Origin of the sequence: Krasilnikovia sp. MM14-A1259, from assembly GCF_047159535.1 — a bacterium.
GTDB lineage: Bacteria > Actinomycetota > Actinomycetes > Mycobacteriales > Micromonosporaceae > Actinoplanes.
In genome coordinates this window covers 1,598,353-1,620,209 of sequence record NZ_BAAGAJ010000002.1, presented here as the reverse complement: position 1 = coordinate 1,620,209, position 21,857 = coordinate 1,598,353, and the positions used below count along the sequence as shown (strand labels likewise).

General features: G+C 73.0%; 20 protein-coding genes. 10 read left to right on the top strand and 10 right to left on the bottom strand.

Annotation, left to right across the window (positions count from 1 at the left end):
- Nucleotides 1–84: 84 nt before the first annotated feature.
- Entirely contained in the window at nucleotides 85–768 is a 684-nt protein-coding gene (locus ACMCNK_RS06970; RefSeq protein WP_412735561.1) for a DUF6328 family protein, read from the top strand.
- A 12-nt stretch (nucleotides 769–780) separates the two neighbouring features.
- On the opposite strand, the gene ACMCNK_RS06965 is transcribed toward ACMCNK_RS06970, so the two are convergent.
- Nucleotides 781–3,630 (bottom strand): helix-turn-helix transcriptional regulator, encoded by a 2,850-nt coding sequence (locus tag ACMCNK_RS06965; RefSeq protein ID WP_412735560.1) that lies wholly within the window; start codon nucleotides 3,628–3,630, stop codon nucleotides 781–783.
- A 221-nt stretch (nucleotides 3,631–3,851) separates the two neighbouring features.
- Between ACMCNK_RS06965 and ACMCNK_RS06960 the strand changes: the two genes are divergently transcribed.
- From ACMCNK_RS06960 to ACMCNK_RS06945, 4 genes are all read left to right on the top strand, one after another.
- Nucleotides 3,852–4,025 (top strand): hypothetical protein, encoded by a 174-nt coding sequence (locus tag ACMCNK_RS06960; protein WP_412735559.1) that lies wholly within the window; start codon nucleotides 3,852–3,854, stop codon nucleotides 4,023–4,025.
- Nucleotides 4,026–4,250: 225 nt separating this feature from the next.
- Entirely contained in the window at nucleotides 4,251–4,760 is a 510-nt protein-coding gene (locus tag ACMCNK_RS06955; RefSeq protein WP_412735558.1) for a DinB family protein, read from the top strand.
- A gap of 53 nt (nucleotides 4,761–4,813) precedes the next feature.
- Nucleotides 4,814–5,488 (top strand): DNA polymerase beta superfamily protein, encoded by a 675-nt coding sequence (locus tag ACMCNK_RS06950; RefSeq protein ID WP_412735557.1) that lies wholly within the window; start codon nucleotides 4,814–4,816, stop codon nucleotides 5,486–5,488.
- Complete coding sequence (locus ACMCNK_RS06945; protein WP_412735556.1) at nucleotides 5,485–6,231, top strand: DNA polymerase beta superfamily protein; 747 nt, start codon at nucleotides 5,485–5,487, stop codon at nucleotides 6,229–6,231. Before ACMCNK_RS06950 ends, ACMCNK_RS06945 begins: the two co-directional genes overlap by 4 nt.
- A gap of 38 nt (nucleotides 6,232–6,269) precedes the next feature.
- On the opposite strand, the gene ACMCNK_RS06940 is transcribed toward ACMCNK_RS06945, so the two are convergent.
- Nucleotides 6,270–7,409 (bottom strand): peptidoglycan recognition family protein, encoded by a 1,140-nt coding sequence (locus ACMCNK_RS06940; RefSeq protein ID WP_412735555.1) that lies wholly within the window; start codon nucleotides 7,407–7,409, stop codon nucleotides 6,270–6,272.
- 80 nt (nucleotides 7,410–7,489) lie between these two features.
- On the opposite strand from ACMCNK_RS06940, the gene ACMCNK_RS06935 reads away from it, so the two are divergent.
- Nucleotides 7,490–8,512 (top strand): NAD(P)H-dependent flavin oxidoreductase, encoded by a 1,023-nt coding sequence (locus ACMCNK_RS06935; RefSeq protein WP_412735554.1) that lies wholly within the window; start codon nucleotides 7,490–7,492, stop codon nucleotides 8,510–8,512.
- Here ACMCNK_RS06935 and ACMCNK_RS06930 read toward each other — a convergent pair whose 3' ends face one another.
- The 4 genes from ACMCNK_RS06930 to ACMCNK_RS06915 all read right to left on the bottom strand — a co-directional run bounded on the left by ACMCNK_RS06930 (nucleotide 8,513) and on the right by ACMCNK_RS06915 (nucleotide 13,869).
- Nucleotides 8,513–9,949 carry an SDR family NAD(P)-dependent oxidoreductase gene (locus tag ACMCNK_RS06930; RefSeq protein ID WP_412735553.1) on the bottom strand — a complete coding sequence of 479 codons (1,437 nt, stop codon included), beginning with the start codon at nucleotides 9,947–9,949 and terminating at the stop codon, nucleotides 8,513–8,515.
- 73 nt (nucleotides 9,950–10,022) lie between these two features.
- Complete coding sequence (locus ACMCNK_RS06925; RefSeq protein WP_412735552.1) at nucleotides 10,023–11,015, bottom strand: hypothetical protein; 993 nt, start codon at nucleotides 11,013–11,015, stop codon at nucleotides 10,023–10,025.
- A gap of 302 nt (nucleotides 11,016–11,317) precedes the next feature.
- Nucleotides 11,318–12,124 carry a peroxide stress protein YaaA gene (gene yaaA / locus ACMCNK_RS06920; RefSeq protein ID WP_412735551.1) on the bottom strand — a complete coding sequence of 269 codons (807 nt, stop codon included), beginning with the start codon at nucleotides 12,122–12,124 and terminating at the stop codon, nucleotides 11,318–11,320.
- Between the two features lie 29 nt (nucleotides 12,125–12,153).
- A complete protein-coding gene (locus ACMCNK_RS06915) occupies nucleotides 12,154–13,869 on the bottom strand; it encodes a copper resistance protein CopC (protein WP_412735550.1) in 1,716 nt (571 codons plus the stop codon).
- 107 nt (nucleotides 13,870–13,976) lie between these two features.
- Between ACMCNK_RS06915 and pgm the strand changes: the two genes are divergently transcribed.
- Together pgm and ACMCNK_RS06905 are read left to right on the top strand one after the other, a co-directional pair.
- Nucleotides 13,977–15,620, top strand: a complete 1,644-nt coding sequence (pgm, locus tag ACMCNK_RS06910) for a phosphoglucomutase (alpha-D-glucose-1,6-bisphosphate-dependent) (protein WP_412735549.1) — start codon at nucleotides 13,977–13,979, stop codon at nucleotides 15,618–15,620.
- Nucleotides 15,621–15,752: 132 nt separating this feature from the next.
- On the top strand, nucleotides 15,753–18,101 hold the full coding sequence (locus ACMCNK_RS06905; protein ID WP_412735548.1) for a putative bifunctional diguanylate cyclase/phosphodiesterase: 2,349 nt from the start codon (nucleotides 15,753–15,755) through the stop codon (nucleotides 18,099–18,101).
- Between the two features lie 43 nt (nucleotides 18,102–18,144).
- Here ACMCNK_RS06905 and gndA read toward each other — a convergent pair whose 3' ends face one another.
- The 4 genes from gndA to ACMCNK_RS06885 form a co-directional block, all read right to left on the bottom strand.
- A complete protein-coding gene (gene gndA / locus ACMCNK_RS06900) occupies nucleotides 18,145–19,575 on the bottom strand; it encodes an NADP-dependent phosphogluconate dehydrogenase (RefSeq protein ID WP_412735547.1) in 1,431 nt (476 codons plus the stop codon).
- A gap of 417 nt (nucleotides 19,576–19,992) precedes the next feature.
- Nucleotides 19,993–20,217, bottom strand: a complete 225-nt coding sequence (locus ACMCNK_RS06895) for a hypothetical protein (RefSeq protein WP_412735542.1) — start codon at nucleotides 20,215–20,217, stop codon at nucleotides 19,993–19,995.
- A complete protein-coding gene (locus ACMCNK_RS06890) occupies nucleotides 20,217–20,387 on the bottom strand; it encodes a hypothetical protein (protein WP_412735546.1) in 171 nt (56 codons plus the stop codon). Before ACMCNK_RS06890 ends, ACMCNK_RS06895 begins: the two co-directional genes overlap by 1 nt.
- Complete coding sequence (locus ACMCNK_RS06885) at nucleotides 20,384–20,518, bottom strand: hypothetical protein (RefSeq protein WP_412735545.1); 135 nt, start codon at nucleotides 20,516–20,518, stop codon at nucleotides 20,384–20,386. The genes ACMCNK_RS06890 and ACMCNK_RS06885 overlap by 4 nt, the downstream gene beginning before the upstream one ends.
- 199 nt (nucleotides 20,519–20,717) lie before the next feature.
- Between ACMCNK_RS06885 and ACMCNK_RS06880 the strand changes: the two genes are divergently transcribed.
- A complete protein-coding gene (locus ACMCNK_RS06880; RefSeq protein WP_412735544.1) occupies nucleotides 20,718–21,608 on the top strand; it encodes a helix-turn-helix domain-containing protein in 891 nt (296 codons plus the stop codon).
- Nucleotides 21,598–21,804, top strand: coding sequence for a DUF397 domain-containing protein (locus ACMCNK_RS06875; RefSeq protein ID WP_412735543.1), 207 nt, complete (start codon nucleotides 21,598–21,600; stop codon nucleotides 21,802–21,804). The genes ACMCNK_RS06880 and ACMCNK_RS06875 overlap by 11 nt, the downstream gene beginning before the upstream one ends.
- Nucleotides 21,805–21,857: the final 53 nt, after the last annotated feature.

Below are 21,857 nucleotides of genomic sequence, written 5' to 3'. Positions count from 1 at the left end.
CGTTCGCGGATCCGCCGCGGTGCCGATGTCTCGAGACCACGCCACCGGCGATTCTGGCCTGGAGCACGGGATGAGGAGGCCGCGGTGGCAAGCCCATGGTTCGAGGGAACGCCCACGACAGATCGTCGAGTGACCGGCGGCGGGAGCCCCGGCATCCGCCGCGTCGAGGACCCGGCCGACCGGATCGTACGGTGGGACGGCCGACGCGGTGCCGATGACGATGCCCATGGGCGGGGCCCCGAATCCCACGACTCGTGGAACCAGCGGGTCCGGGGCGAGACGCCGACGCAGCGGCTCGACCGCTGCTACGCCGAGCTGCTGCAGGAAGTGCGGCTGGCCCAGGCCGGAGTGCAACTGCTGCTTGCCTGCCAGCTCAGCCTGGCGTTCACTCCCCGATTCGCCGTCCTCACCGACGACCAGCGTCACCTGTACGTGGTCGGGCTCGTGCTCAGTTGCGCCGCCGCGGCGATGCTCATCGCGCCCGCCCCGTTCCACCGGATGCTGTTCCAGCAGCGGCTCAAGCGGCAGGTGGTGGTGGCCGCCGGCCGGTTCGTGCTGTGCGGGCTGCTGTTGATGCTGCTCGCCATGGGCGCGGCGTTGATGCTGATTCTCAGTGTCGTGGTGGACGGCCGACTTGCGGTCGGGGTCTCCGCCGCCACGATGTCGTGGTGCGCGATGTGGTGGTACGCCGTGCCGCTGGTGCGCCGGATCCGGCGCACCCGCCGGATCGCTTCGGTCACCGCCGTGACGGACCGGCGCCGCGGCTGACCGTATTGCCGCTCATGCCAGCGGGGCGAGTGTGCGCAGGCTCGCCTCGCGGGCGACGTCCGTGCGCGAGCGCAGGTCGAGCTTGGCGAGAATGTGCGACACGTGGGTCTGCACGGTCCGCCGGGACAGGAACAGCTGCGCGGCGATCTGCGGGTTGGACATGCCGCGGGCGATCAGCGCGACGACCGTCGTCTCGGCCGGGGTGAGGCTGTCCCAGCCTTGCAGGGCGCGCCGGTGCGGGGTGCGCGGCCCGCGCCGGATCCCGTACGTGCGGAACCGGGCCTGGGTGCGGGCGAGATCCCACGCGGCGCGCAGGCCGGAGTAGAGCGCGTACGCCTCGGTGAAGTGCCGCCGCCCGTCGGCGAGGTCGCCGCCGTCGGCCGCTGCCACACCGGCAGCCTCCAGCGCCTGGGCGCGCAGCAGCGGGCGGCCCGCGCCCCGGTACCCGTCGGCGGCCCGCAGGAGCACCCCGGCGTCGTGGTCGAGCAGCCCCCGGCAGTGCAGTGCGGTCGCCCGATGGTGGGGGACCGGTGAGTGACCGGCCAGCAGCTCTGCACGGCCGGTGACGTCCGCGGCCGCGGCGCGGTCACCCACGGTGGTGGCCAGGCGGACCGCGGCGGCGAGCAGGTCCTCGGTCTCTTCCAGCTCCTCGGGCGAATCCGACAGGCTGTCCATCAGTACGGCCAGCGCCGCGTGCGGCGCCCCCGCCACCTCCCGGTCGAGGCTTCTGGCCAGCACGAACGGGCCGATCACCCGCTCGCCCAGCCGGGCCGCGTACGGCTGCGCGTCGCGCAGGTGCCCGGCGGCGTGCGGCTCGCCCCGATGAAAGTGGACGGCCGCGGCAATCCCATGATCACTGCATTCGACGACCGGGTCCCGGGACAGATCACCGGTCAGCGGGCCGGGAGCCAGCTCGGCCAGGACCTCGTCCCACCGCCCGATGTCGAACAGCAGCTCGGCCAGGACACTGTGGGCTTGCGCGCGGCGCAGCAGGTTGCCGAGGTGGTCGGCCAGCAGCCGGGCCCGCTGCGCGGCGACCACGGCGTCGGAGTAGCGGTCGAGGTCGCCCAGCGCCGCGGCGTAGTTGATCTGCAGCACCAGGCGCAGGTCGCCCAGGTCCGGGTCGCCGTCGGTGGCGGCCAGTGCGCGCTGGAACAACGGCAGCGCCTGCTGGACCTCGCCGCGCATCCCGTGCACGAGGATCGAGACCGCCAGCGCCCACGCCGTAGCCCACCGGTCGTTCGCCGCGGTCGCCTCGGCCAGCGCGGTCGTGGCGGCCCGGTCGGCGGCGTCGACATGGCCGAGGCTGCGATGCGTACGGGCGGTCAGCGCGAGCAACCGCGCCCGGTGGCGGGCCGTGAGTACGGGCGCGGCCAGGGCCGCCTCCAGCACCGCCAACGACTCCGCCGACCGTCCTTGCAGCGCTCGGCACTGCGTCAACGTCCAATGCAGATCGACCAGGGCGTCGGGCGACCGTACGTGGCCCAGCGCGCAGGTCGCGACCGTGGCCGCGGCGTCGGCCTGGCCGACCCGGTACAGCGCGTCGGCGAGCCGGGCGGCGAGGGTGTCGTGCGGCGGCGTCCCGGCCGGGGTGCCTTGCACGGCCCGGCGCAGCAGCGGCACCGCCGCCTGGGGAGCCTGGTCGAGCAGCCGGCGGCTGTTGTCCGTGAGCCACCGGACCGTCCAGTCGTCCGGCGGCCCGTCGTCGACGGGCCGGCCGTCCGGCTCCGTCGCATCGCAGGCGGCGAGCATCTGGCGGGCCACCCGGTCGACCCGGCCGCCGTGCGCGGCCAGCGCCCGGGCCGCCTCCTGGTGCCAGGCCGCACGCACGGCGGCGGGAATGCTCTCGTACAGCGCGGTGCGGATCAGCGGGTGCCGGAACGCGAGCGTGCCGTCCTGGTCGCGCAGCACCCCGGCGACCACCGCCTCTTCCAGCGCGGGCACCAGGTCGGCCACCCGGCGGCCCGACACGGTCGCCAGGTCGGCGACCGAGAACCCCACGCCGAGCAGCGCGGCCGCCCGCAGCAGCCGGCGCACCGGCGCCGCCACGAAGTCCAGGCGGTCGGCAATCGCCGCGGACAGTGACGTCGGCGTACCGTTCTCGGTCACCTCGACACCCTCGCCGGTTGCGACGAGACGGCCGCCGCGCCGCAGCGCGCCGATGAGTTCCGTCAGGTACAGCGGGTTTCCGGCGGCGTCCTGCGCCAGCCGCGACAGGTGCTCGCCCGGCGTGCCGCCCACGAGCCCGGCGACGAGCCGGGTGGACTCCGGATGCCCCAGCCCGCCGAGCCGCAGCAACGCCCCAGGCTCCACCACGCGCCGCAGCATGACGACGTCCTCGCGGTGCGGCACCGGGCGGGTCGTCCCGATCAGTACGAGCGGCAGCCGCCGCGTCGAGCGTGCCAGCCGGCTCCAGGCCGTCACCGTGCTCGGATCGGCCCACTGCAGGTCGTCGACGATCAGCAGCGCAGGCGACGCCGCGCACGCGTGCTCCACCAGCGCGACGACCTGCGCGGTCGCGGCGGGGACATCGGCCTGTTGCCCGGGGGTGGCGTCGCCGTGGAGCAGCCGCATGACGGCCCGGCGCCCGGGATCGGCCGCCGCATCGTCGACCTCGAACGCCTCCAGCAGCGGCAGCAACGGGAACGCCTGACTGAGCTCGTCGCAGACCGCCGAGAACGCGCGGCAACCGGCCGCGGCGGCCGCGGCGGCGGCAGCCCGTGCGAGGGACGACTTCCCGATCCCCGGCTCGCCTTCGACGAGCAACGCCGATCCCTGCCCGGCCGTCGCGCGCATGATCGCGTCACTCAGGACGAGAAGCTCGCGCTCCCGGCCCACAAACGACGACAAGGCATCGACCATCTTCGGAGCATACACCGAATGTTCACCGGAATATCCGTGCCATTCATTCGGCGTACACCTTGTTCTTGCGCATTCCGAATGGTGATCAAGTGTGTCGTCACCCGCCGGGCGCCAATAGTTGGTGTGGTCGTTACCGCCGGATCCTTGCTCGGCGACGTACGACTGCCATGGTGGCAACAACCTGGCCAGGTGTCATGCAGCTATCCCAGGCAGGAGAAGACATGCGGAAGAGGCTCAGCGCCGTCCGCCTCCTCGCGGCTGCGGCCGCAGTGGGCGCGATCGTCACCGCACCGGTGACCCTCCACCCCGGCGATCGGAATGCCGTCCGGTCCGATGCGGCCGCAACGTCGCACCACAATGCGGAAACGACGTCGGCCGTGTACCACGACATGTGACAAAAGCATTTGCCCGGGCGTGCGGAATACGCCCGGGCGAATCATTTCCGGGGACGGAATCGCCATTCACGGTCCGCCTCGTGTCGCAACCCTGAAGCCGGTGCGTCACGAGGCGGGCCATGCGCCTCGGCTCAGCATCCGCCACGCGGGCCGTACGAAACATCAGCCACCTGGCGGATACGCCGTGCCCGGCGGGCCGATCGCCCGGTCGTCCACAATGACGGCATGACGATGCCCCACCCCTCGCCGCTGTTTCCCGCCACCGGGCGCACCGAGGTGTTCCTGAGATATCTCGACTACTTCCGCGAGACCGTGCTGGCGAAGGTGGCCGCGCTGCCCGGCGACGAGCTGCGCCGCAGCCGGCTCCCGTCCGGCTGGACCCCGCTGGAACTGGTCAAACACCTGCGGTACGTCGAACTGCGCTGGATCGCGTGGGGATTCGAAGGCCGCAAGATCGACGAACCGTGGGGCGACCGCCGCGACGACCGGTGGTACGTCGCGCCCGACGAGACCCGCGAGGGTCTGCTGGCGGCGCTGCGGGAGCAGGGTGCCCACACGAGCGAGGTCGTGTCGCGCACCGACCTCACGACGGTCGGGGCGCCGAGCCCGCGCTGGGACGGCGAACCAGCGCCCCCGCTGGAGCGCGTGCTGTTCCACCTCCTGCAGGAGTACGCCCGCCACCTCGGGCACCTCGACATCGTCGCCGAGATGTCCGGCGGCCCCATCGGCGAGTAGCTGCTGCGTAAAGGCAGCGCCCCCGGGCGGGACCGTTCGGTAGCCTGCCCGGCATGATCGACCTTGTCGAACGGCACACGATCCTCGGCGTCGTGGTCGGCTCCCGCGCCTACGGGCTGGACGGCCCCGGGTCCGACCACGACCGCCGGGGCGTCTACGCCGCACCGACCCGCGCATTCTGGCGCCTCGACAAGCCACCGACCCATCTCGACGGCCCGGCTCAGGAACAGTTCTCCTGGGAGCTGGAGCGCTTCTGCGTGCTCGCCCTGCAGGCCAACCCCACCGTCCTGGAGGTGCTGTGGTCCCCGCTGATCGAGACGGTGACCGCGGACGGTGAGGCGCTGCTGGCGGTCCGGCAGGCGTTCCTGTCGCGGCGAGTGGCGGACACGTACGGCGGTTACGCCCGGGATCAGCTCGACCGGGTCGCGGCCCGCCGCGCGCGCACCGGCGAGACCAATCACAAGCAGGCCATGCACATGATCCGGCTCCTGTTCGCAGGGGCGCACGTGCTGCGTACCGGGGAGGTCCTGGTGGATGTCCGGGACCTGCGTGACCGGTTGCTCGCGGTCCGGCGTGGCGAACTGTCCTGGGAGATGGTCGCTGCCTGGGCGGCGGATCTGCTGGCCGAGCTCACCGACGCCGCCACGACCTCACGGTTGCCGGAGCAGCCCGACCGGGACACCGTCGACCGGCTGCTCGTCGCCGTACGGGAAAGGAACCTGCAGTGACCACCGAAGTGCCGCACTGGGCCGCCGAGCAGGCCCGTGCGCTGCCGCGTCCCGTGTTGTTCGCCACGGTCAGTGGCGCCCACCTGTACGGATTCGCGTCCATCGACTCCGACCTCGATCTGCGCGCCATGCACCTGCTGCGCGCGGACGAGGTGGTCGGGCTGCACACCGGTCCTTCCACCCTGCAGCACACCGGGGTCCGCGACGGGGTCGAACTGGACGTGGTGAGCCACGACCTGCTGAAGTTCGCCAGGCTGCTGAACAGCCGCAACGGCTACGTCCTGGAGCAGCTGCTGTCGCCGCTGGTGGTCGTCACGACCGAGGTGCACGCCGAACTCATGGCCCTGGCCGACGGCTTGATCACCCGCAATCACGCCCACCACTACCTCGGGTTTGCGGCCGGCCAGGAGCGGCAGTACGTCAGGACCGGGCAGCTCAAACCTGCGTTGTACACGCTTCGAGTGTTGCTGACCGGCATCCATCTGATGCGCAGCGGGCGGCTGGAAACGAACCTCGGCGTGCTCGGGTCCGGGCTGGCGTACGTCCCGGAGCTGATCGCCGCCAAGCGGGAGGCGGAGCATGGGCCGCTCCCAGCGGGCGCAGCGGAGCGACTCGCCGCCGACGTGCCCCGGCTGCGCGCCGAGCTGGAGGCGGCACGCGACGTCTCGGCGCTGCCCGAGCACGCCGACCCGGCTGCCCTGGCAGCGCTGCACGATCTGGTGGTGCGTACGCGTCTGCGCTGAGCGGTCCGTGAGTTGTCGCGCCGGGTCCTCGTGAACGCTCAGCTGCGGAGCGTGTGCACCAGGGCGGCCGCCCGTCTGCGGAGGTCGGGCAGCCGGGCGTAGAGCTGGTCGCCGGGGCACAGGGTCGACCCGGCCGCCGGGTTGGCCGTGTGCCAGTCCTGGTGGCCGGCGATCGTCGCGATCGTGGCGATGGCACCGGACACCGGGTTGACGTAGTGGGTCGTGCCGAGCGGGTCCAGCCCGGTCGACGCGGCCAGCAGCGCCAGCACCACGGTCAGCGACCGCATCGACGCGGACGACGGCGGCGCGAGCATGTAGTTGCCGAGTACGCAGATGCCGATGTTGCCCGCGTTGAACCCGCCCACGTGCGCGCCGTTGACCATCAACGGGTGGCCGTCCGGGCCGCGCTGCGGCCCGAACACCGGAATCCGGTCCTCGTCGGAGTACGTGCCCTCGTAGACCCGGCCGTCGGCGTCGATGAGCAACTGGTAGCCGATGTCGCCCCAGTCCATCGCGACGGCCTGGTTGTAGTAGATCCCGCGGATGTGCGCGATCGGGTCCGGCTCCGGGTTGTCCTCGCCGCTGTGATGCACGGTCAGCGTCTGTACGCCGTAGAACGCGGGCGGGGTGTCCAATGTGCCGTCCGGGTTGTAGCGGTACGACTCGTCGGCGCCCCACGCGGCACGGCTCAGGTAGCGGGGACGCCAGTCGCAGCCCGCGGCGTGCGGCAGGGGAAGCACCGGCGCGACCGGCGCCGCCGCGGCGCGCACCGGGCCGGCCACGGTGTTCAGCTCGGTGACCTCGACCGGGGCGCCGTCGGGACGGCGGACCTGGTATTCCACGGTGCCGGTGGCGCCCACCAGCAGGCGGGCCGCGGCGGGCGGCTGATCGGGGCCGGCCGGGCAGCCGGTGGCGGGGCGCCACGGCTGCCAGCCCTCGGCGGTGCGCAGCCGGACCTCCGCGGGCGCCGACACCAGCAGGTGGGTGGGGGTGAGCTCGGGGGTGATCACCCGGGCGTCGTCGAGCGGGCCACGCGCGGCACTCACGGTCGCCGCCACCGCCGCCCCGGCGGCCTCGTGAGCGGCGCCCACGGCCTTGGTTCCGGCCGGACCGGCGGACAACGGCAGCGCGGCGGCCAGACCGCCGGCGCCGCGCAACAGGGATCGACGAGAAACCATGGATGTCAATGTACCGGTGCGCGGCGACGGCTGCGGGCCGAACGGCATCCACGGTGGCGGAGTTGCGGTAGAACCGTCGCATGGGTACGCCGTTGCCAGCTCTCGACCTTGCCGTCCCGCTGATCGCCGCCCCGATGGCGGGCGGCGCGTCCACCACCGCGCTGGTCACCGCCGCCGCCCGCGCCGGCGGTGTGGGGTTCGTCCCCGCCGGGTACCGCACCGCCGCCGACCTCGCCGCGGCGATCGCCGAGGTGCGCGACGCCGGGACGCCGTTCGGGGTCAACGTGTTCGCGCCGCCACCGGTGCCGGTCGACCCGGCCGCGTTCCGCCGGTACGCCGACCTGCTCCAGCCGGAGGCCGCGGCGTACGGCCTCAGCCTCAAGGACGCCGCACCGGTCGAGGACGACGACCACTGGCAGGACAAGGTGGACCTGCTGCTCGCCGACCCCGTACCCGTGGTGAGCTTCACGTTCGGCATCCCGGCGCGGTCCATCGTCGCCGCGCTGCGCCGCGCCGGGACGCTCGTCTGGCAGACCGTGACCGACCCGGCCGAGGCGCAGGCCGCGGCGGACGCCGGGGTGGACGCGCTGATCGTGCAGTCGGCCGCCGCGGGCGGCCATTCCGGCACGCTCAGTCCCCATCGGAGCCTGCCGGATCTGCCGCTCACCGACCTGCTCGCCGCGGTCCGCGCAAGGACCGCGCTGCCGATGGTGGCGGCCGGAGGCATCGGCACAGCCGCGGAGGTGGCCGAGGCCGGGCGCGCCGGCGCGGCCGCGGCGGTGGTCGGGACCGTGCTGGTGCGTACGCGGGAGAGCGGCGCCCCGGAAACCTACCGGGCCGCGCTGGCCGAGGGGCGGCGCGACACCGTGGTGACCAGGGCGTTCACGGGGCGACCGGCGCGCGGGCTGCGCAACCGTTTCACCGACCGGTACTCGGAGCCGGCCCCGCTGGGCTACCCGGCGCTGCACCACCTGACCGCGCCGGTGCGCCGCGCGGCGGCCGCCGCCGGTGACCCGGAGCGCCTGCACCTGTGGGCGGGTACCGGATACCGGCACGCCCGCGCGGAACCGCTGGCCGACACGTTCCGGCGGCTCTGCCCATAGTCACCAGGGCGCGGGGGCGTAGTCCTTCAGGAAGCAGCCGTACAGGTCCTCGCCGCGTTCGCCGCGCACGATCGGGTCGTACACCCGGGCCGCGCCGTCGACCAGGTCCAGCGGGGCGTGGAAGCCCTCGTCGGCCAGCCGCGCCTTGGTCGGGTGGGGACGTTCGTCGGTGATCCAGCCGGTGTCCACACTGGTCATCAGGATGCCGTCGGTGAACATGTCGGCCGCGCTGGTGCGGGTCAGCATGTTCAGCGACGCCTTGGCCATGTTGGTGTGCGGGTGCCCCGCGCCCTTGTAGCCGCGGTTGAACACCCCTTCCATGGCGGACACGTTCACCACGTAGCGGCGCGGGAACGCCGAGGCGGTCATCGCCGCGCGCAGGCGGCTGACCAGGACGAACGGGGCGGTCACGTTGCACAGCTGCACTTCGAGCAGTTCCAGCGGGTCGACCTCGTGCACCCGGTCGCTCCAGCTGTTGCTGGCGGCCAGGTCGGGCACGAGGCCACCCGCATCGATCGCGGTCGACCCGGCGGTGAGCGCGAGCGCGGTCACCGCCTCCGGGGTGATCGGCACGATCGGCGCGGCCGACGGGTCACCGGAGGGCGGACCGGTCAGCGCGGCGGCCGCGGAACGGCCGCCGAGGAACTCCAGCTCCGGCAGGGGACCGGCGGGAAGCGGCGCGGACTCGGCGGCCACCAGCGCGGAGTACGCGCCGGGGGAGCGCCGTACCGTCTGGGCGGCGTTGTTGATCAGGATGTCCAGCGGGCCGCGCGCCGCGACCGAGTCGGCCAGCGCGACGACCTGGGCCGGGTCCCGCAGATCGATGCCGACCACCCGGAGCCGGTGCAGCCACTCCGCGCTGTCCGGCATCGCCGCGAAGCGGCGCACCGCGTCGTTCGGGAAGCGGGTGGTGATCGTCGTGTGGGCGCCGTCGCGCAGCAGCCGCAGCGCGATGTACATGCCGATCTTGGCTCGTCCGCCGGTGAGCAGCGCCCGCCGACCGGTCAGGTCCGTACGGGCGTCGCGGCGCTCGTGATGCCGCGCCGCGCATTCCGGGCACAACTGGTGGTAGAACGCGTCGACCTCGCGGTAACGCTGTTTGCACACGTAGCAGGCGCGGGCGCGGTGCAGCACCCCGGCGCTGCGGCCCGCGGTGTTGGTGCGCAGCGGCAGCCCCGCGGTCTCGTCGTCGATGCGTCCCGGCGCTGCGGTCGCGGTGGCCGCGTCGACCGCCCCGTCGGCGCGGCGGATCGCGTCGCGGCGTTCCTCGCGGCGGCGCTGCTTGACGACCTTGAACATCCCGGCCGTGGCCCGCCGGACGGCGACCGCGTCCGGGTGCTCCACCGGCAGTTCCTGGACCTCGGCCAGGACCTGCAGGCACAGCTCCAGGCGATCCTTGTCCACCCCGGCGGTCCCGGGATCAGCGGCGGTCGTCATCGGCGTCCTTCCGTGGGCCGGCCCATCGGCGCGTCTGGGGGCGAATCAGCACCACCTTCGGCCGGCGGCCGGCTCACCGTAGCGTGGCCGCCTGGAGTGCCACTCCGCCGCAGTCGGGGTTGAACGACTTCTCGGTGGTCCAGGTCAGCTTCAGCGTGCCGTCCTTGGGCGCCCGGTACGTCACGGTGAACACCGCCGTGTCCAGATCGCCCCGGCGCTGCTCGAACGTGGCCGCGCTGCTGGCCTCGTCCCCGGGCAGCTTCGCGGTCAGGCGGCCCCGGGCGGCCAGCGCGCCCACGTACAGCCGCAGGGTGCGGCTGGTGCGGGTGGCGGGGGCGGAGATCGTGAACCCGTTGCCCTCGTCGCAGGTCCGGATGCCGGTCGGGGTGCCGTCGGAGTTGCTGACCGGCGAACCGTCGGTCCAGGTGAACCGTTGCGGGCTCAGGGCGTGCCGGAACCGGGGGGCGGTCGGCGCACCCTCCAGGATCTGGAAGTCGCCGTTGCGGTCGCGTTCCAGGGAGAACGTGCCGCCCTCGCCCCAGTGCACCCAGTCCCGGGTGCCCTCGGCGGACAGGTCCACCACGTCGGCCACCCCGGAACGGCTGATCGCGACGGATCCGCGGTCGGGCGGCGGGGACGAGGTGGGGGCCGTGCTCTTGCTCGGCGACGGCGTGGGGGAGCTCGACGGGCTGGGCGACGCACTGGGCAGCGGAATGGTCTGCTCCGGAGTGGGGTCGAGCTGCGCCCCGCCCAGCGCGGGCGGCTGCGGCCCGCTGATCGGGGCTTCGTCTTTGCGCTGGGCGCGGCTGACGAAGAACGCGAACGCCACCACGAGCAGCACACCCGCGAGGATCACCGAGGCGGGCAGCACGAATTCACCGAGGCGGCGTCGCGAGCTGTCGTTCAGCAGGATCGACGGTACGGCAGGGCCGCGCCGTCCCGTGTTGCGGTAGCCGTAGCTGGTCCGGCGGCTGGAGCCACCTGCCGCGTACGGCCGCTGCCCTGCTGCCTGCCCGCGCCCCTGCGGTTGAGGCCGGCGTACCGGCCCGCGGTCGTCGTCGGGCAACCGACCCTCCTCGGTCGTCCGTGGGGCTTCGCCGCGCGCCGCCGGGCGGCCGCGCGGGCAGCCCTGTGCTGCTCTTCTGGCGGGTCGGCGCGGTGTTCCGTCGCCGACCGTGGTCGTGGGGAGCTACACGATCTCATTTCGATCGGTGGCGAACCAGAGCGGAATCGGTAACCGACCCAATGGTCGAGCCCGTGCATCGGCGGTTCGGCGGACCGGCAATGTCCGCCCTGTCCCCCGTCCGGCCCGGTGACCGGAAGGCCCGTTCCGCGGCTCGCTCGCCACCGTCGGCGCGACCCGCCGGCCTACACCTCGGAGACGACCACGTCGAGGCGGCGGGGCCGGGCCGCGGCCGCGGGTGCCTCCTCGACGGTGTGCCCGAGATCGCGCAACGCCACGATCAGCTCGTCCACGGTGCCCGGCGCCGCACCCGCGGCGGCCAGCGCGCGCACCAGGCGGCCCTTGGTGGCCTTGTTGAAATGGCTCACCACGCTGCGCCGGGTCACCCCGTCGACTCTCCGTTCGTGCAGCACCCGGACCGTGGCCGTACGCGCCGCGACCGGCCCGGCGGGCGCCCACATCGCGCCGTACGCCCCCGAACGCAGGTCCAGCACCAGGCCGTCGCCCGCGGCGCGCTCCAGCGCCGACCCCAGCGCGGCCCGCCAGTACGCGGCGAGCCCGCCGACCGCCGGCAGGCTGACCCCGACCGAGCAGCGGTATGCGGGAATCCGGTCCCCGGGCCGCACCACGCCCCAGAGCCCCGAAAAGACCACCGCGCGGGCGTCGACCCAGTCCCGCGCAGCCGGGTCCAGGGTGGCCAGGCCCAGCGCCTCGTACAGCACCCCGGTGTAGATGTCGGCGGCCGGCGCGGTGGCCGCCTCGGCCAGGGTCGCGTTGCGGGTCACCTCCGCCCGCTGCCCGGCGCCCAGCCCCAGGGTGGCCAGGGAGTCGGCGACGCCGCGGGCGCTGCTGCGCCGGCACAGCGCGACCAGCCGGGTGAGCACCCGGCGACGGGCCGGGGCGAGCTGGGGGAGCCACAGCGCGGACAGGTCGACCGGGTCGCCGGTGGCCGGGGCGGTCTTGCCCTCCGACGGCGGCAGCAGGATCAGCACGCGCCAGAGGCTACCCAGGACCGGCCCGGTCAGCGCCGCGGCCCGGCCCCGGGAACGGTGATCGTCGTCGTGACGGTGCCCTGGTCGATGTCGGAGGTCCGGACCGTGAACCGGACCTCGTACGTCCCCGGCAGCGGGAACGTCAGCGCCCCGACCGCGTGGTGGCGCGGCACCAGCGGCAGCATCGGGGTGCGGACCGGTTCGATGTCCGTCCCGGCGAGCCGCGTGGTGATGGTCCATTCCTCCGCGGGCAGCGGCGCCCCGGCCGGGGTGTACACGAACGCGTGCACGGTGTTGTTCTCGCCGACCTCCACCGGATACACGTTGAACTGCAGCGTGAACAGCGGGCAGCTCAACGTCTGCGACACCCCGGTGTCCGATTCGGCGGCGCGTTCGGCGGCGACGCTGCGCCCGGGGGTGGCCTGCACCAGCACCGCGCTGAGCCCGAGCACCACGCACGTCGCCACGGCCTCCAGGGCGACCGCGCGCCGCAGCCGGGACACCCCGGCGGCCGGGTCGCGGCGCACCAGCCGGCGCGCGTACGCGGCCGCGCCGAGCGTCACCGCCAGCACCGCGATCTTCGCCAGCAGCAGCCGCCCGTGGTCGGTACGCCACAGCGCGGGTACGGACCCGACCTGGACGACGGCCTGCACCACCCCGCCGCCGACCAGCCACACCACCGCCAGCGCCGCCCACCGCGACCAGGCGGGCAGCAGCACCCCGAGCACCCGTGGGTGGGCGCGGGGCAGCAGGAACACCGTGAGGGTCGCGAGGCCACCCAGCCACACCGCCATCGCGGCGAGGTGCACCACGTCCGCGGCGGCCACCGCGCCCGCCAGCGGGGCGGCCACGGCGTGACCGGTCAGCGGCCAGGTCACCAGCGCGGCCAGCGCCAGCCCGGTCACGGCGAGCGCCCGGCCCCGCCCGGCGGTACCGCGCAGCACCGGGGGCAGCAGCGCCCCCACGATCGCGAGCACGGCCAGCCGGGCCGTCAGCGCCAGCCCGTACGGGCTGGCCAGGACCTCGCCCAGCTCGCCCGGCGACACCCGCCACAGCGGGTCGCCGCTGGAGTTCGGTGCCTGCACCCACAGCCCTGCGAGGGTGCCCGCGGCGAGCAGGCCCAGGCCGGTGTACGCCAGCCGGATCGGGCCGCGGCGCGACATCCGGCGCGGCCACAGCAGCGCCAGCAGCAGCGTGGGGCCCACGGCCAGGGCCAGTCCCGCGTACCCGAGGAACCGGGCGGCCGGGACCGCGACCGCGACCGACGGGTGCACCCCGGCCGCGGGCGGCTCGGCCGGGCGCGCCGACGGCGCCCCCACCGAGAACGTGAGCGCCCCGCCGACCGGGTGGCTGTCCGCCGAGACCACCCGGTAGCTGACCAGGTAGGTGCCCAGCGGGTGGTCGGCGCGGCGCACCGGGATGCGCAGCACGGTGCCCTGCGCCCGCGCGGCCCCGCTGATCCGGGTGCCGTCCGGGGCGAGCACCTGCACGCGCCCGGGCACCGGGGTGACCGGCTCGCTGAACACGACGCTCACCTCGGTCGGTGAGGCGGCGACGATGCTGCCCGCGGCCGGCGCGGCGGCGACCATCGCGGCGTGCGCGGACGCCGGGCCGGCGGGCAGCAGCAGCGCGGCGGCACCGGCCAGGACCGCCACGATCCAGGCGGGCAGGACCCGGGCACTCCTGCGCAGGGCACGCCGGGCTCGGGTGGTCGGCGGCCCCCCGGCCGCGTCGGCACCAGTCACGACGAGTAGTTCGCAGGCGGGAGCGGAAAGGTTCAACGCGCGGCAACTCCGGGTGCCCCGGAGGCGACGATACGATCCGGGCAGGCCCATGACACAGGAGGTCATCGATGTCCGTGCACCCCCGCGCCGGCGAGCCCGCCGAGGCCCGCGACGCCATCGACGTGCCCCGGGTGGTCCTCGCCTACTACACCGAGCACCCCGACCCGTCGGTGGCGGAGCAGCGGGTCGCGTTCGGCACCTCGGGGCACCGCGGCTCCAGCCTCAAGGTCGCGTTCAACGAGGACCACATCGTGGCGACCAGCCAGGCCATCGTCGAGTACCGCAAGGCGCAGGGCACCGACGGTCCGCTGTTCCTCGGCCGCGACACGCACGCGCTCAGCGAGCCGGCGATGGTCAGCGCGCTGGAGGTCTTCGCGGCCAACGACGTGACCGTGCTGGTGGACAGCCGCGACGGGTACACCCCGACCCCGGCGCTGTCGCACGCCGTGCTCACCCACAACCGCGGCCGCACGGCCGGGCTCGCCGACGGGGTGGTGGTCACCCCGTCGCACAACCCGCCGGACGACGGCGGTTTCAAGTACAACCCGCCGCACGGCGGCCCGGCCGACACCGACGCCACGACCTGGATCCAGGACCGGGCGAACGCGCTGATCGCGGCCGGGCTCAAGGAGGTACGCCGGGTCCCGGCCGCGCGGGCGCGTACCGCGCCGACCGTGTCCGGGTACGACTTCCTGGCCCGCTACGTCGACGACCTGGGCTCGGTCATCGACATGGACGCGATCCGGGCGGCCGGGGTGCGCATCGGGGCGGACCCGCTGGGCGGGGCGTCCGTCGCGTACTGGGGCGAGATCGGCGAGCGGTACGGGCTGGACCTGACCGTGGTCAACCCGGAGGTCGACCCGACGTTCCGGTTCATGACGCTGGACTGGGACGGCAAGATCCGGATGGACTGCTCGTCGCCGTACGCGATGGCGTCGCTGATCGGCCAGAAGGACCGGTTCCAGCTCGCCACGGGCAACGACGCGGACGCGGACCGGCACGGCATCGTCACCCCGGACGCGGGTCTGATGAACCCGAACCACTACCTGGCGGTGGCGATCTCGTACCTGTTCCGGGCCCGTACGGACTGGCCGGCCGCCGCGGCGGTGGGCAAGACTCTGGTCTCCTCGTCGATGATCGACCGGGTGGCCGCGGACCTGGGCCGCCGCCTGGTCGAGGTGCCGGTGGGCTTCAAGTGGTTCGTGCCGGGTCTGCTCGACGGGTCGGTCGGCTTCGGCGGTGAGGAGAGCGCCGGGGCGTCGTTCCTGCGCCGCGACGGCAGCTCGTGGAGCACCGACAAGGACGGCATCCTGCTCGACCTGCTCGCCGCCGAGATCGTCGCCGCCACCGGGCGTACCCCCAGCGAGCACTACCGGGACCTGGCCGGACGGTTCGGCGAGCCCGCGTACGCCCGTATCGACGCGCCCGCGACCCGCGAGCAGAAGGCGGTCCTGGCGAAGCTGTCGCCGCAGCAGGTCACCGCGACCGAGTTGGCCGGTGAGCCGATCACCGCGGTGCTCACCACGGCACCGGGCAACGGCGCACCGATCGGCGGGCTGAAGGTGAGCACCGAGTCGGGCTGGTTCGCCGCGCGCCCGTCCGGCACCGAGGACGTGTACAAGATCTACGCCGAGTCGTTCCGCGGCCCGGACCACCTCGCCACCATCCAGCAGGAGGCCCGCGCGGTCGTCACCGCCGCCCTGCAGGGCTGACACCCGCTCGGGCTTCCCCGCTCCCCGGGCTGCCCCCGCACTGGGCTGCCCGACTGCCCGCCCTGCTCAGCTTTGTCCCGCCCAGGCCGACTTGACAACCAAGAACGCCGACACGGGGAGCCTGGGCGAGGGATGAGCGCAGCCAAAAAGCGGGAGCAGGGCAGCCAGGTGGCCGCCGCTGCGCACCGAGGGCTGCCGCCGATGCTCGCCGCGGTCGCCACGGTGATCGGTGCGGTCGCCTGGCTGCTGCTGCGGGACCCCGGCACGTCCCAGACGCCCGGGTTCGCGGCGGCGCCGCTCGCGATGGCCGCCGCGGCGTACGCCTGCCACCGCATCGGCGCGATGATCGTGCTGCCCCGGCACATTCGCGGCTTCTGGCGCCGGATGTCGCATGCCTGCCTGAGCATGCTCCTGGCCACCGCCGTGGGCCTGCCGAACGCCAGTGACAGCCCGGGACTGTCGCCGATCGTCGCCGCGCTGATGGTGCCGGCCCTGATCATGGCAATGCTCGCCTTCCTGCACCTGCCCCGCGGCGCCCTGTCCCCGCTGCGCCGGGCGCAGCTCGCCCTCGACGGGGCGACGATCTCGGCGGCCGGCGGGCTGATCTTCTGGTTCGTGGTCGCCGACCTGGCGCCCCCCGGCACCCCGGGCAGCACCCAGGCCGCCGCCGCCCTCGTCGGCGTCGGTGGCGTGCTGGCGCTTGTGGTCATCGGACGGGCCACGACCCGGCCGGACATCCAGCTCCACCCCGCGTCCCTGCGCACCCTGGCGGTGGTGCCGCTGGCCGGGGTCGTCGCGGCGGTGGTGCTGCTGGTCGGCGACAGCACGAGCCGGCTGGTGCTGTCCGTACTGTGCGTGCCGCTCATGGGTGCCGCCGTCGGCATCGCGGCGTACGTGCAGCTGCGTGCGCTGCGCCGCCCGACGCCGCCGCGTCCCCCGTGGGCCGCGCGCAAGATCCTCGGCGCGCTGCCGCTGCTGGCCGTGGCCGCCACCGCCGCCCTGGTCGTCACGGTCTCGGCGCGGCAGATGACCTGGAACCAGCGCGCCCTGATCATCGGTGCGGTGCTCACCGCGTCGTTCGTGGTGGCCCGGCAACTGCTCGGGCTGCGCGAGCACGCCCGGCTGCTGAGCGGGGTCCGGCGCCAGCAGGCCGAGCTGGAACATCTCGCGATGCACGACCCGCTGACCGGGCTGGCCAACCGGGCCCGCTTCAGCGCCGCGCTCGCCGAACGGCTCGCCGCCCACCAGCCCGCCAGCGTGCTGCTCATCGACGTCGACGACTTCAAGATGGTCAACGACACGATGGGCCACGCGATCGGCGACCGGCTGCTGTTCGAGGTGGCGCAGCGGCTGCAGCGGCACAGCGCGCCAGGGTTCCTGCCCGCCCGGCTGGGCGGCGACGAGTTCGGGGTGCTGCTCGACGTCGACACGCCCGCCGAGGCCGAGCAGGCCGCGGTCCGGGTCTGCGCGACGCTCGCGGAGCCGGTCCGGGTCGGCGAGCACCAGCTGCTGGCCCACGCGTCCGTCGGGGTGGCCGTGGCCGGGCCCGGCGACAGCGCCGACGAGGTGCTGCGCAACGCCGACATCGCCATGTACGCCGCGAAGGACGCCGGCAAGGCGTCCTGGGCGCGGTTCGAGCCGCGGATGCGCCAGGAAGTGGTCAACCACGCCCGGCTCGGCTCCGAGCTGCACAACGCGATCATCCGGCACGAGCTGTACCTGCTGTACCAACCCGTGTTCGACATCGTCACGGGCAAGCTGTCCGGCGTCGAGGCGCTGGTGCGCTGGCAGCACCCGAAGCAGGGCCCGATCTCGCCGGGCGACTTCATCCCGGTCGCCGAGCGTTCCGGGCTGATCGTGCCGCTCGGCTCGTGGGTGCTGCGTACCGCGTGCGAGCAGCTCGCCCGCTGGCAGGCCGAGTACGGCAGCGCCGCCATCCGGGCGATCAACGTCAACGTGGCGGCCCGCCAGTTGCGCGAGGCCAGCTTCGTCGGCGAGGTCACCGCGGTGCTGCACGACACCGGCCTGTCCCCGGGCAACCTGGTGCTGGAGGTCACCGAGTCGTCTGTGCTCGACGGGCCGCACGTCCGGGAAACCCTGGAGGCCCTGCACGAGCTGGGGGTACGGCTCGCGCTGGACGACTTCGGCACCGGGCAGTCGTCGCTGAGCCTGCTGCGGGCGTTCCCGGTGGACGTGCTGAAGCTCGACAAGTCGTTCGTCGACGGCATCTGCGAGGGCGCGGACCGCGGCCGGCTGGCCGTGGCGGCGGCGGTCGCCCAGCTCGCCGAGCACCTGCAGTTGTCCGCGGTCGCCGAGGGCATCGAGAGCGCCGAGCAGATGAACCGGCTGCGCGAGATGGGTTACCGCCTCGGCCAGGGCTTCCACCTGGCCCGCCCGCTTCCCGCGGACGAGGTCGGCGCGATCATGGCGCGCCCGGACGCCGCGCTCGACGCTTCCGTCCCGATCGCCCGTATCGCCTGAGCGCGGCACCCCGGCCCGCGAGTGGGGCCGGGGTGCCGCCGCGTCAGGCCGACACCTCGTTGCGGTCGCCCGCCCACAGCGTGTGGAACGCTCCCGGCTTGTCGACCCGGTGGTACGTGTGCGCGCCGAAGAAGTCGCGCTGCCCCTGGATCAGCGCCGCGGGCAGCCGAGACGCGCGCAACCCGTCGTAGTACGCCAGCGCCGACGCGAAGCCCGGGGCCGGGATGCCCTGCTGCGCGGCCGTGGCCACGACCCGCCGCCAGGCGTCCTGGGCGCCCGCGACGGCGTCCAGGAAGTAGTCGTCGACCAGCAGCGTGGCCAGGCCGGGCTGCTTGTCGTACGCCTTGCGGATGAAGTCGAGGAACTTCGCGCGGATGATGCAGCCGTCGCGCCAGATCTTCGCCATGGCGCCCGGGTCGATGTCCCACCCGTACTCGGTGCTGGCGGCCTGGATCTGCTGGAAGCCCTGCGCGTACGCGACGATCTTGGACGCGAACAGCGCCTGCTCGACGTCGGCCTGCAGGTCGGCGCCGCCGGCCCCGGCCGCCGCGGACGGGCCGGGCAGCCCCGATGCGGCCTGGCGCACCGCCGGGTCACCCGACAGCGCCCGTGCGAACACCGCCTCCGCGATGCCGCTGACCGGCACCCCGAGGTCCAGTGCGGCCTGCACGGTCCACCGGCCGGTGCCCTTCTGCTCGGCCTGGTCCAGGACCACGTCGACGAACGGCTTGCCGGTCTCGGCGTCGGTCTGGCTGAGCACCTCCGCGGTGATCTCGATCAGGTACGAGCCGAGCCGGCCCGCGTTCCACCCGCGGAAGATCTCCGCGATCTCGGCCGGTGAGTGCCCGCCCGCCCGGCGCAGCAGGTCGTACGCCTCCGCGATGAGCTGCATGTCGGCGTACTCGATGCCGTTGTGCACCATCTTGACGAAATGTCCGGCGCCGTCGGGGCCGACGTGCACGCAGCACGGCTCGCCGTCGACCTTCGCCGCGATGTCCTCCAGCAGCGGGCCGAGCGCCTCGTACGACTCGGGCGAGCCGCCGGGCATGATGCTCGGGCCGTGCAGGGCGCCCTCCTCGCCGCCGGACACGCCGGTGCCGACGAAGTGCAGCCCGCGTTCCTTCAGCGCGGCCTCGCGGCGGCGGGTGTCCGCGAAGTGCGCGTTGCCCGCGTCGATGATCATGTCGCCGGGCTCCAGCAGCGCGGCGAACTCGTCGATCACGGCGTCGGTCGGCTTGCCCGCCTTCACCATGATCACCACCCGGCGGGGGCGTTCCAGGCTCGCCACGAACTCCTCGGCGGTCTCCGCGGGCAGGAACGTCCCCTCGTGGCCGAACTCCTCGACCAGCTCTTTCGTACGGCCGTAGCTGCGGTTGTGCACGGCGACCGTGTGACCGTGACGGGCGAAGTTGCGCGCCAGGTTGCGCCCCATCACCGCCAGGCCGGTTACGCCGATCTGAGCCTTCTCCGTCATGAACGTCCTTCCTCCGCGCGAGTGCCCGGACGCCGAGTCCAGGCTGCTCGCAGGCCACTCGACGCCGGTGCGTCGGGACACGCCCATTCTTACGTGTTCGCGGCGCCGGGAGTTCGAGTCTGCCCGTCAGATGGACCGAAGCAGCGTTCAGCCGCCGGGCTCCGCGCTGACCCGTCGCGGCTGCTTCGCGCGGCCGAACTCCAGGCCGCCCAGCCGCGATGCCGCATCCGACGTACGGCACCCTCAGCGCCTCCGCCAGCGGGGCCTTTACTCCCGGCCGGAGCGGCCCGAGAGCGGCTAGCACGTCGACGAAGTACCGCACGAGGCCGCGGCTGGTGCCGGCTCCCGCGGGACTTCGGCATTTCGACCGGGGGTGGAAGGCGAGGGCGAGAGCCGTGAGAGGTCCTGAGGCGCTGGTCAGCCGCGTCGGGCGTTGCGCAGAGCCGTCGCGCGGAGGTAGAGCCGTCGTCCTCCGTCCGGGCCGACGGAGCCGGGTACACGTGCGACGGCTTCGACGTCCCACCACGGTTCGCCGTCGTATTCGACCTCGGCCACGATCGCAGTGACCCGGACGACCAGCGGGCCGAGGCCGTACCGGTAGTCCTTCTCGGTGATTTCGTAGGTAGCTCCGACTTCGGGCATCACCGATCGATCACCTGCCAGCGTCGGAGACCGTTGAGAAGGATCATCATCGACTTCTCGTCCAGGTACCAACGGTCGTCACTCACGTTGGGGACCGGTGTCCGCCGCTCGCCGCGTGGCACGGTGGCGCCGGGTATCCGCTGTGGAAGCTTTGGCTTCTCCTCGGTCACGGATGCCGCTCCGGGTGATATCCCGTGGTCAGCGAGCCGCAGCGCGGGCACCACCGCGATTTGACCTTGAAGCTCAGCAGCCCGGCCAGGAACCCCGACAGCAGGGCCGCTACGACGATGGGCAGCAGCATCCGGTCACCCCATGTGGTCACTTGTATCGTGTGGGTACAGATGCTCACTCCGTAAGGTGCCGGGGTCAACCTTCCAGAGTGGTAATGCAGGCCTTGATCTCCACGGATCAACAGAATGTCGGACGACGTTACAGACCGAGCCCCTGTACCTTCCAATTTGGAAGGTTCGAGGGGCCGATGTGGAAGGGAGGCGGCTCGCGTGACAGACGCGGCCGTAGGCTCGACCGTCCCTCGGCGCATCCTCGGGATCGCACTTCGCCGATTCCGGACCAAAGCCGGCAAGACCATGCGCGAGGCTGCCGAGGCCATCGGCCAGTCCGAGCAGTCGGTACGTCGCATCGAGCAAGGCGCAGTGTCCACGCCGGCGGGGAAGGTGGCGAACCTCTGCGAGCTGTACGGCGTTCCCACTCAGACCCGCCAAGCACTCGTGCAACTGGCCAAGGAAACCAAGAGCACGGCCGCACGCTGGTGGCACTCCTACGCCGATGTCGTGCCCGCCTGGTTTGAGCTGTACGTCGCATTGGAGGCCACGGCCTTCCGCCTTCGCTGCTTCGATCCGCTGTTGGTCAACGGACTCTTACAGGCCGACGCATACATGGAGCAGGCCATCAAGGCAGTCGAGCCAAACCTCACCGAGGAAGACATCGACGCCAGAGCCGAGCTGCGTCGTTCTCGACAGCGGCACCTCGCCCGGTTCCCTGATCCGCTGCGCCTGGAAGTGATCATCAGCGAAGCGGTGCTCCTGGCTGAGCTGCCTGAAGGGGTGATGCGCCGTCAGTTGTGGCACCTGCTACAGGCAAATGAGCTTTCACACGTGCAGGTCCGCGTGCTTCCATTGGCCGCTGGGCTACATAGAGCAGTGGTTGCTGGAGCGTTCACGGCGCTCGACTTCGCCGCCGAGGACGGAGCGGTGGCAGCAAGCACGGTCTACAGCGAGAGCCAGACCGGCGCCATTTACCTCGATGCTCCGTCCGAGGTTGCTGAATACCAAGGGGTGTGGGAGGCACTCGAAGCCTCCTCACTCGACAAGACTGATTCCGTCGAGTTGATATCCAAGAGAATGAAGGAGTTGAACGACCGTGAGTCATGACCTGACCGGGGCCGTGTGGCGCAAGTCGTCTCGGTCCGGCGGCAGCGGCCAATGTGTCGAAGTCGCCACCAATTTGTCTGACATCGTCGCCGTCAGAGACACCAAGGACAACGGCGCCGGACCCATCCTGCTGTTCACGCCAGCAGAGTGGGACGCCTTCATCGGTGGCGCGAAGAACGGCGAGTTCGACCGGTAAGACCCAGGTCCACAAACAAAGGGACGGTTGCTAGCCGGCAACCGTCCCTTTTG

Coding starts and splice junctions, on each gene's coding strand:
- ACMCNK_RS06965 (WP_412735560.1), bottom strand. CDS start 3,630: ATGGTCGATGCCTTGTCGTCGTTTGTGGGCCGGGAGCGCGAGCTTCTC.
- ACMCNK_RS06960 (WP_412735559.1), top strand. CDS start 3,852: ATGCGGAAGAGGCTCAGCGCCGTCCGCCTCCTCGCGGCTGCGGCCGCA.
- ACMCNK_RS06955 (WP_412735558.1), top strand. CDS start 4,251: ATGACGATGCCCCACCCCTCGCCGCTGTTTCCCGCCACCGGGCGCACC.
- ACMCNK_RS06950 (WP_412735557.1), top strand. CDS start 4,814: ATGATCGACCTTGTCGAACGGCACACGATCCTCGGCGTCGTGGTCGGC.
- ACMCNK_RS06940 (WP_412735555.1), bottom strand. CDS start 7,409: ATGGTTTCTCGTCGATCCCTGTTGCGCGGCGCCGGCGGTCTGGCCGCC.
- ACMCNK_RS06935 (WP_412735554.1), top strand. CDS start 7,490: ATGGGTACGCCGTTGCCAGCTCTCGACCTTGCCGTCCCGCTGATCGCC.
- ACMCNK_RS06930 (WP_412735553.1), bottom strand. CDS start 9,949: ATGACGACCGCCGCTGATCCCGGGACCGCCGGGGTGGACAAGGATCGC.
- pgm (WP_412735549.1), top strand. CDS start 13,977: ATGTCCGTGCACCCCCGCGCCGGCGAGCCCGCCGAGGCCCGCGACGCC.
- ACMCNK_RS06905 (WP_412735548.1), top strand. CDS start 15,753: ATGAGCGCAGCCAAAAAGCGGGAGCAGGGCAGCCAGGTGGCCGCCGCT.
- gndA (WP_412735547.1), bottom strand. CDS start 19,575: ATGACGGAGAAGGCTCAGATCGGCGTAACCGGCCTGGCGGTGATGGGG.
- ACMCNK_RS06895 (WP_412735542.1), bottom strand. CDS start 20,217: ATGCCCGAAGTCGGAGCTACCTACGAAATCACCGAGAAGGACTACCGG.
- ACMCNK_RS06885 (WP_412735545.1), bottom strand. CDS start 20,518: ATGCTGCTGCCCATCGTCGTAGCGGCCCTGCTGTCGGGGTTCCTGGCC.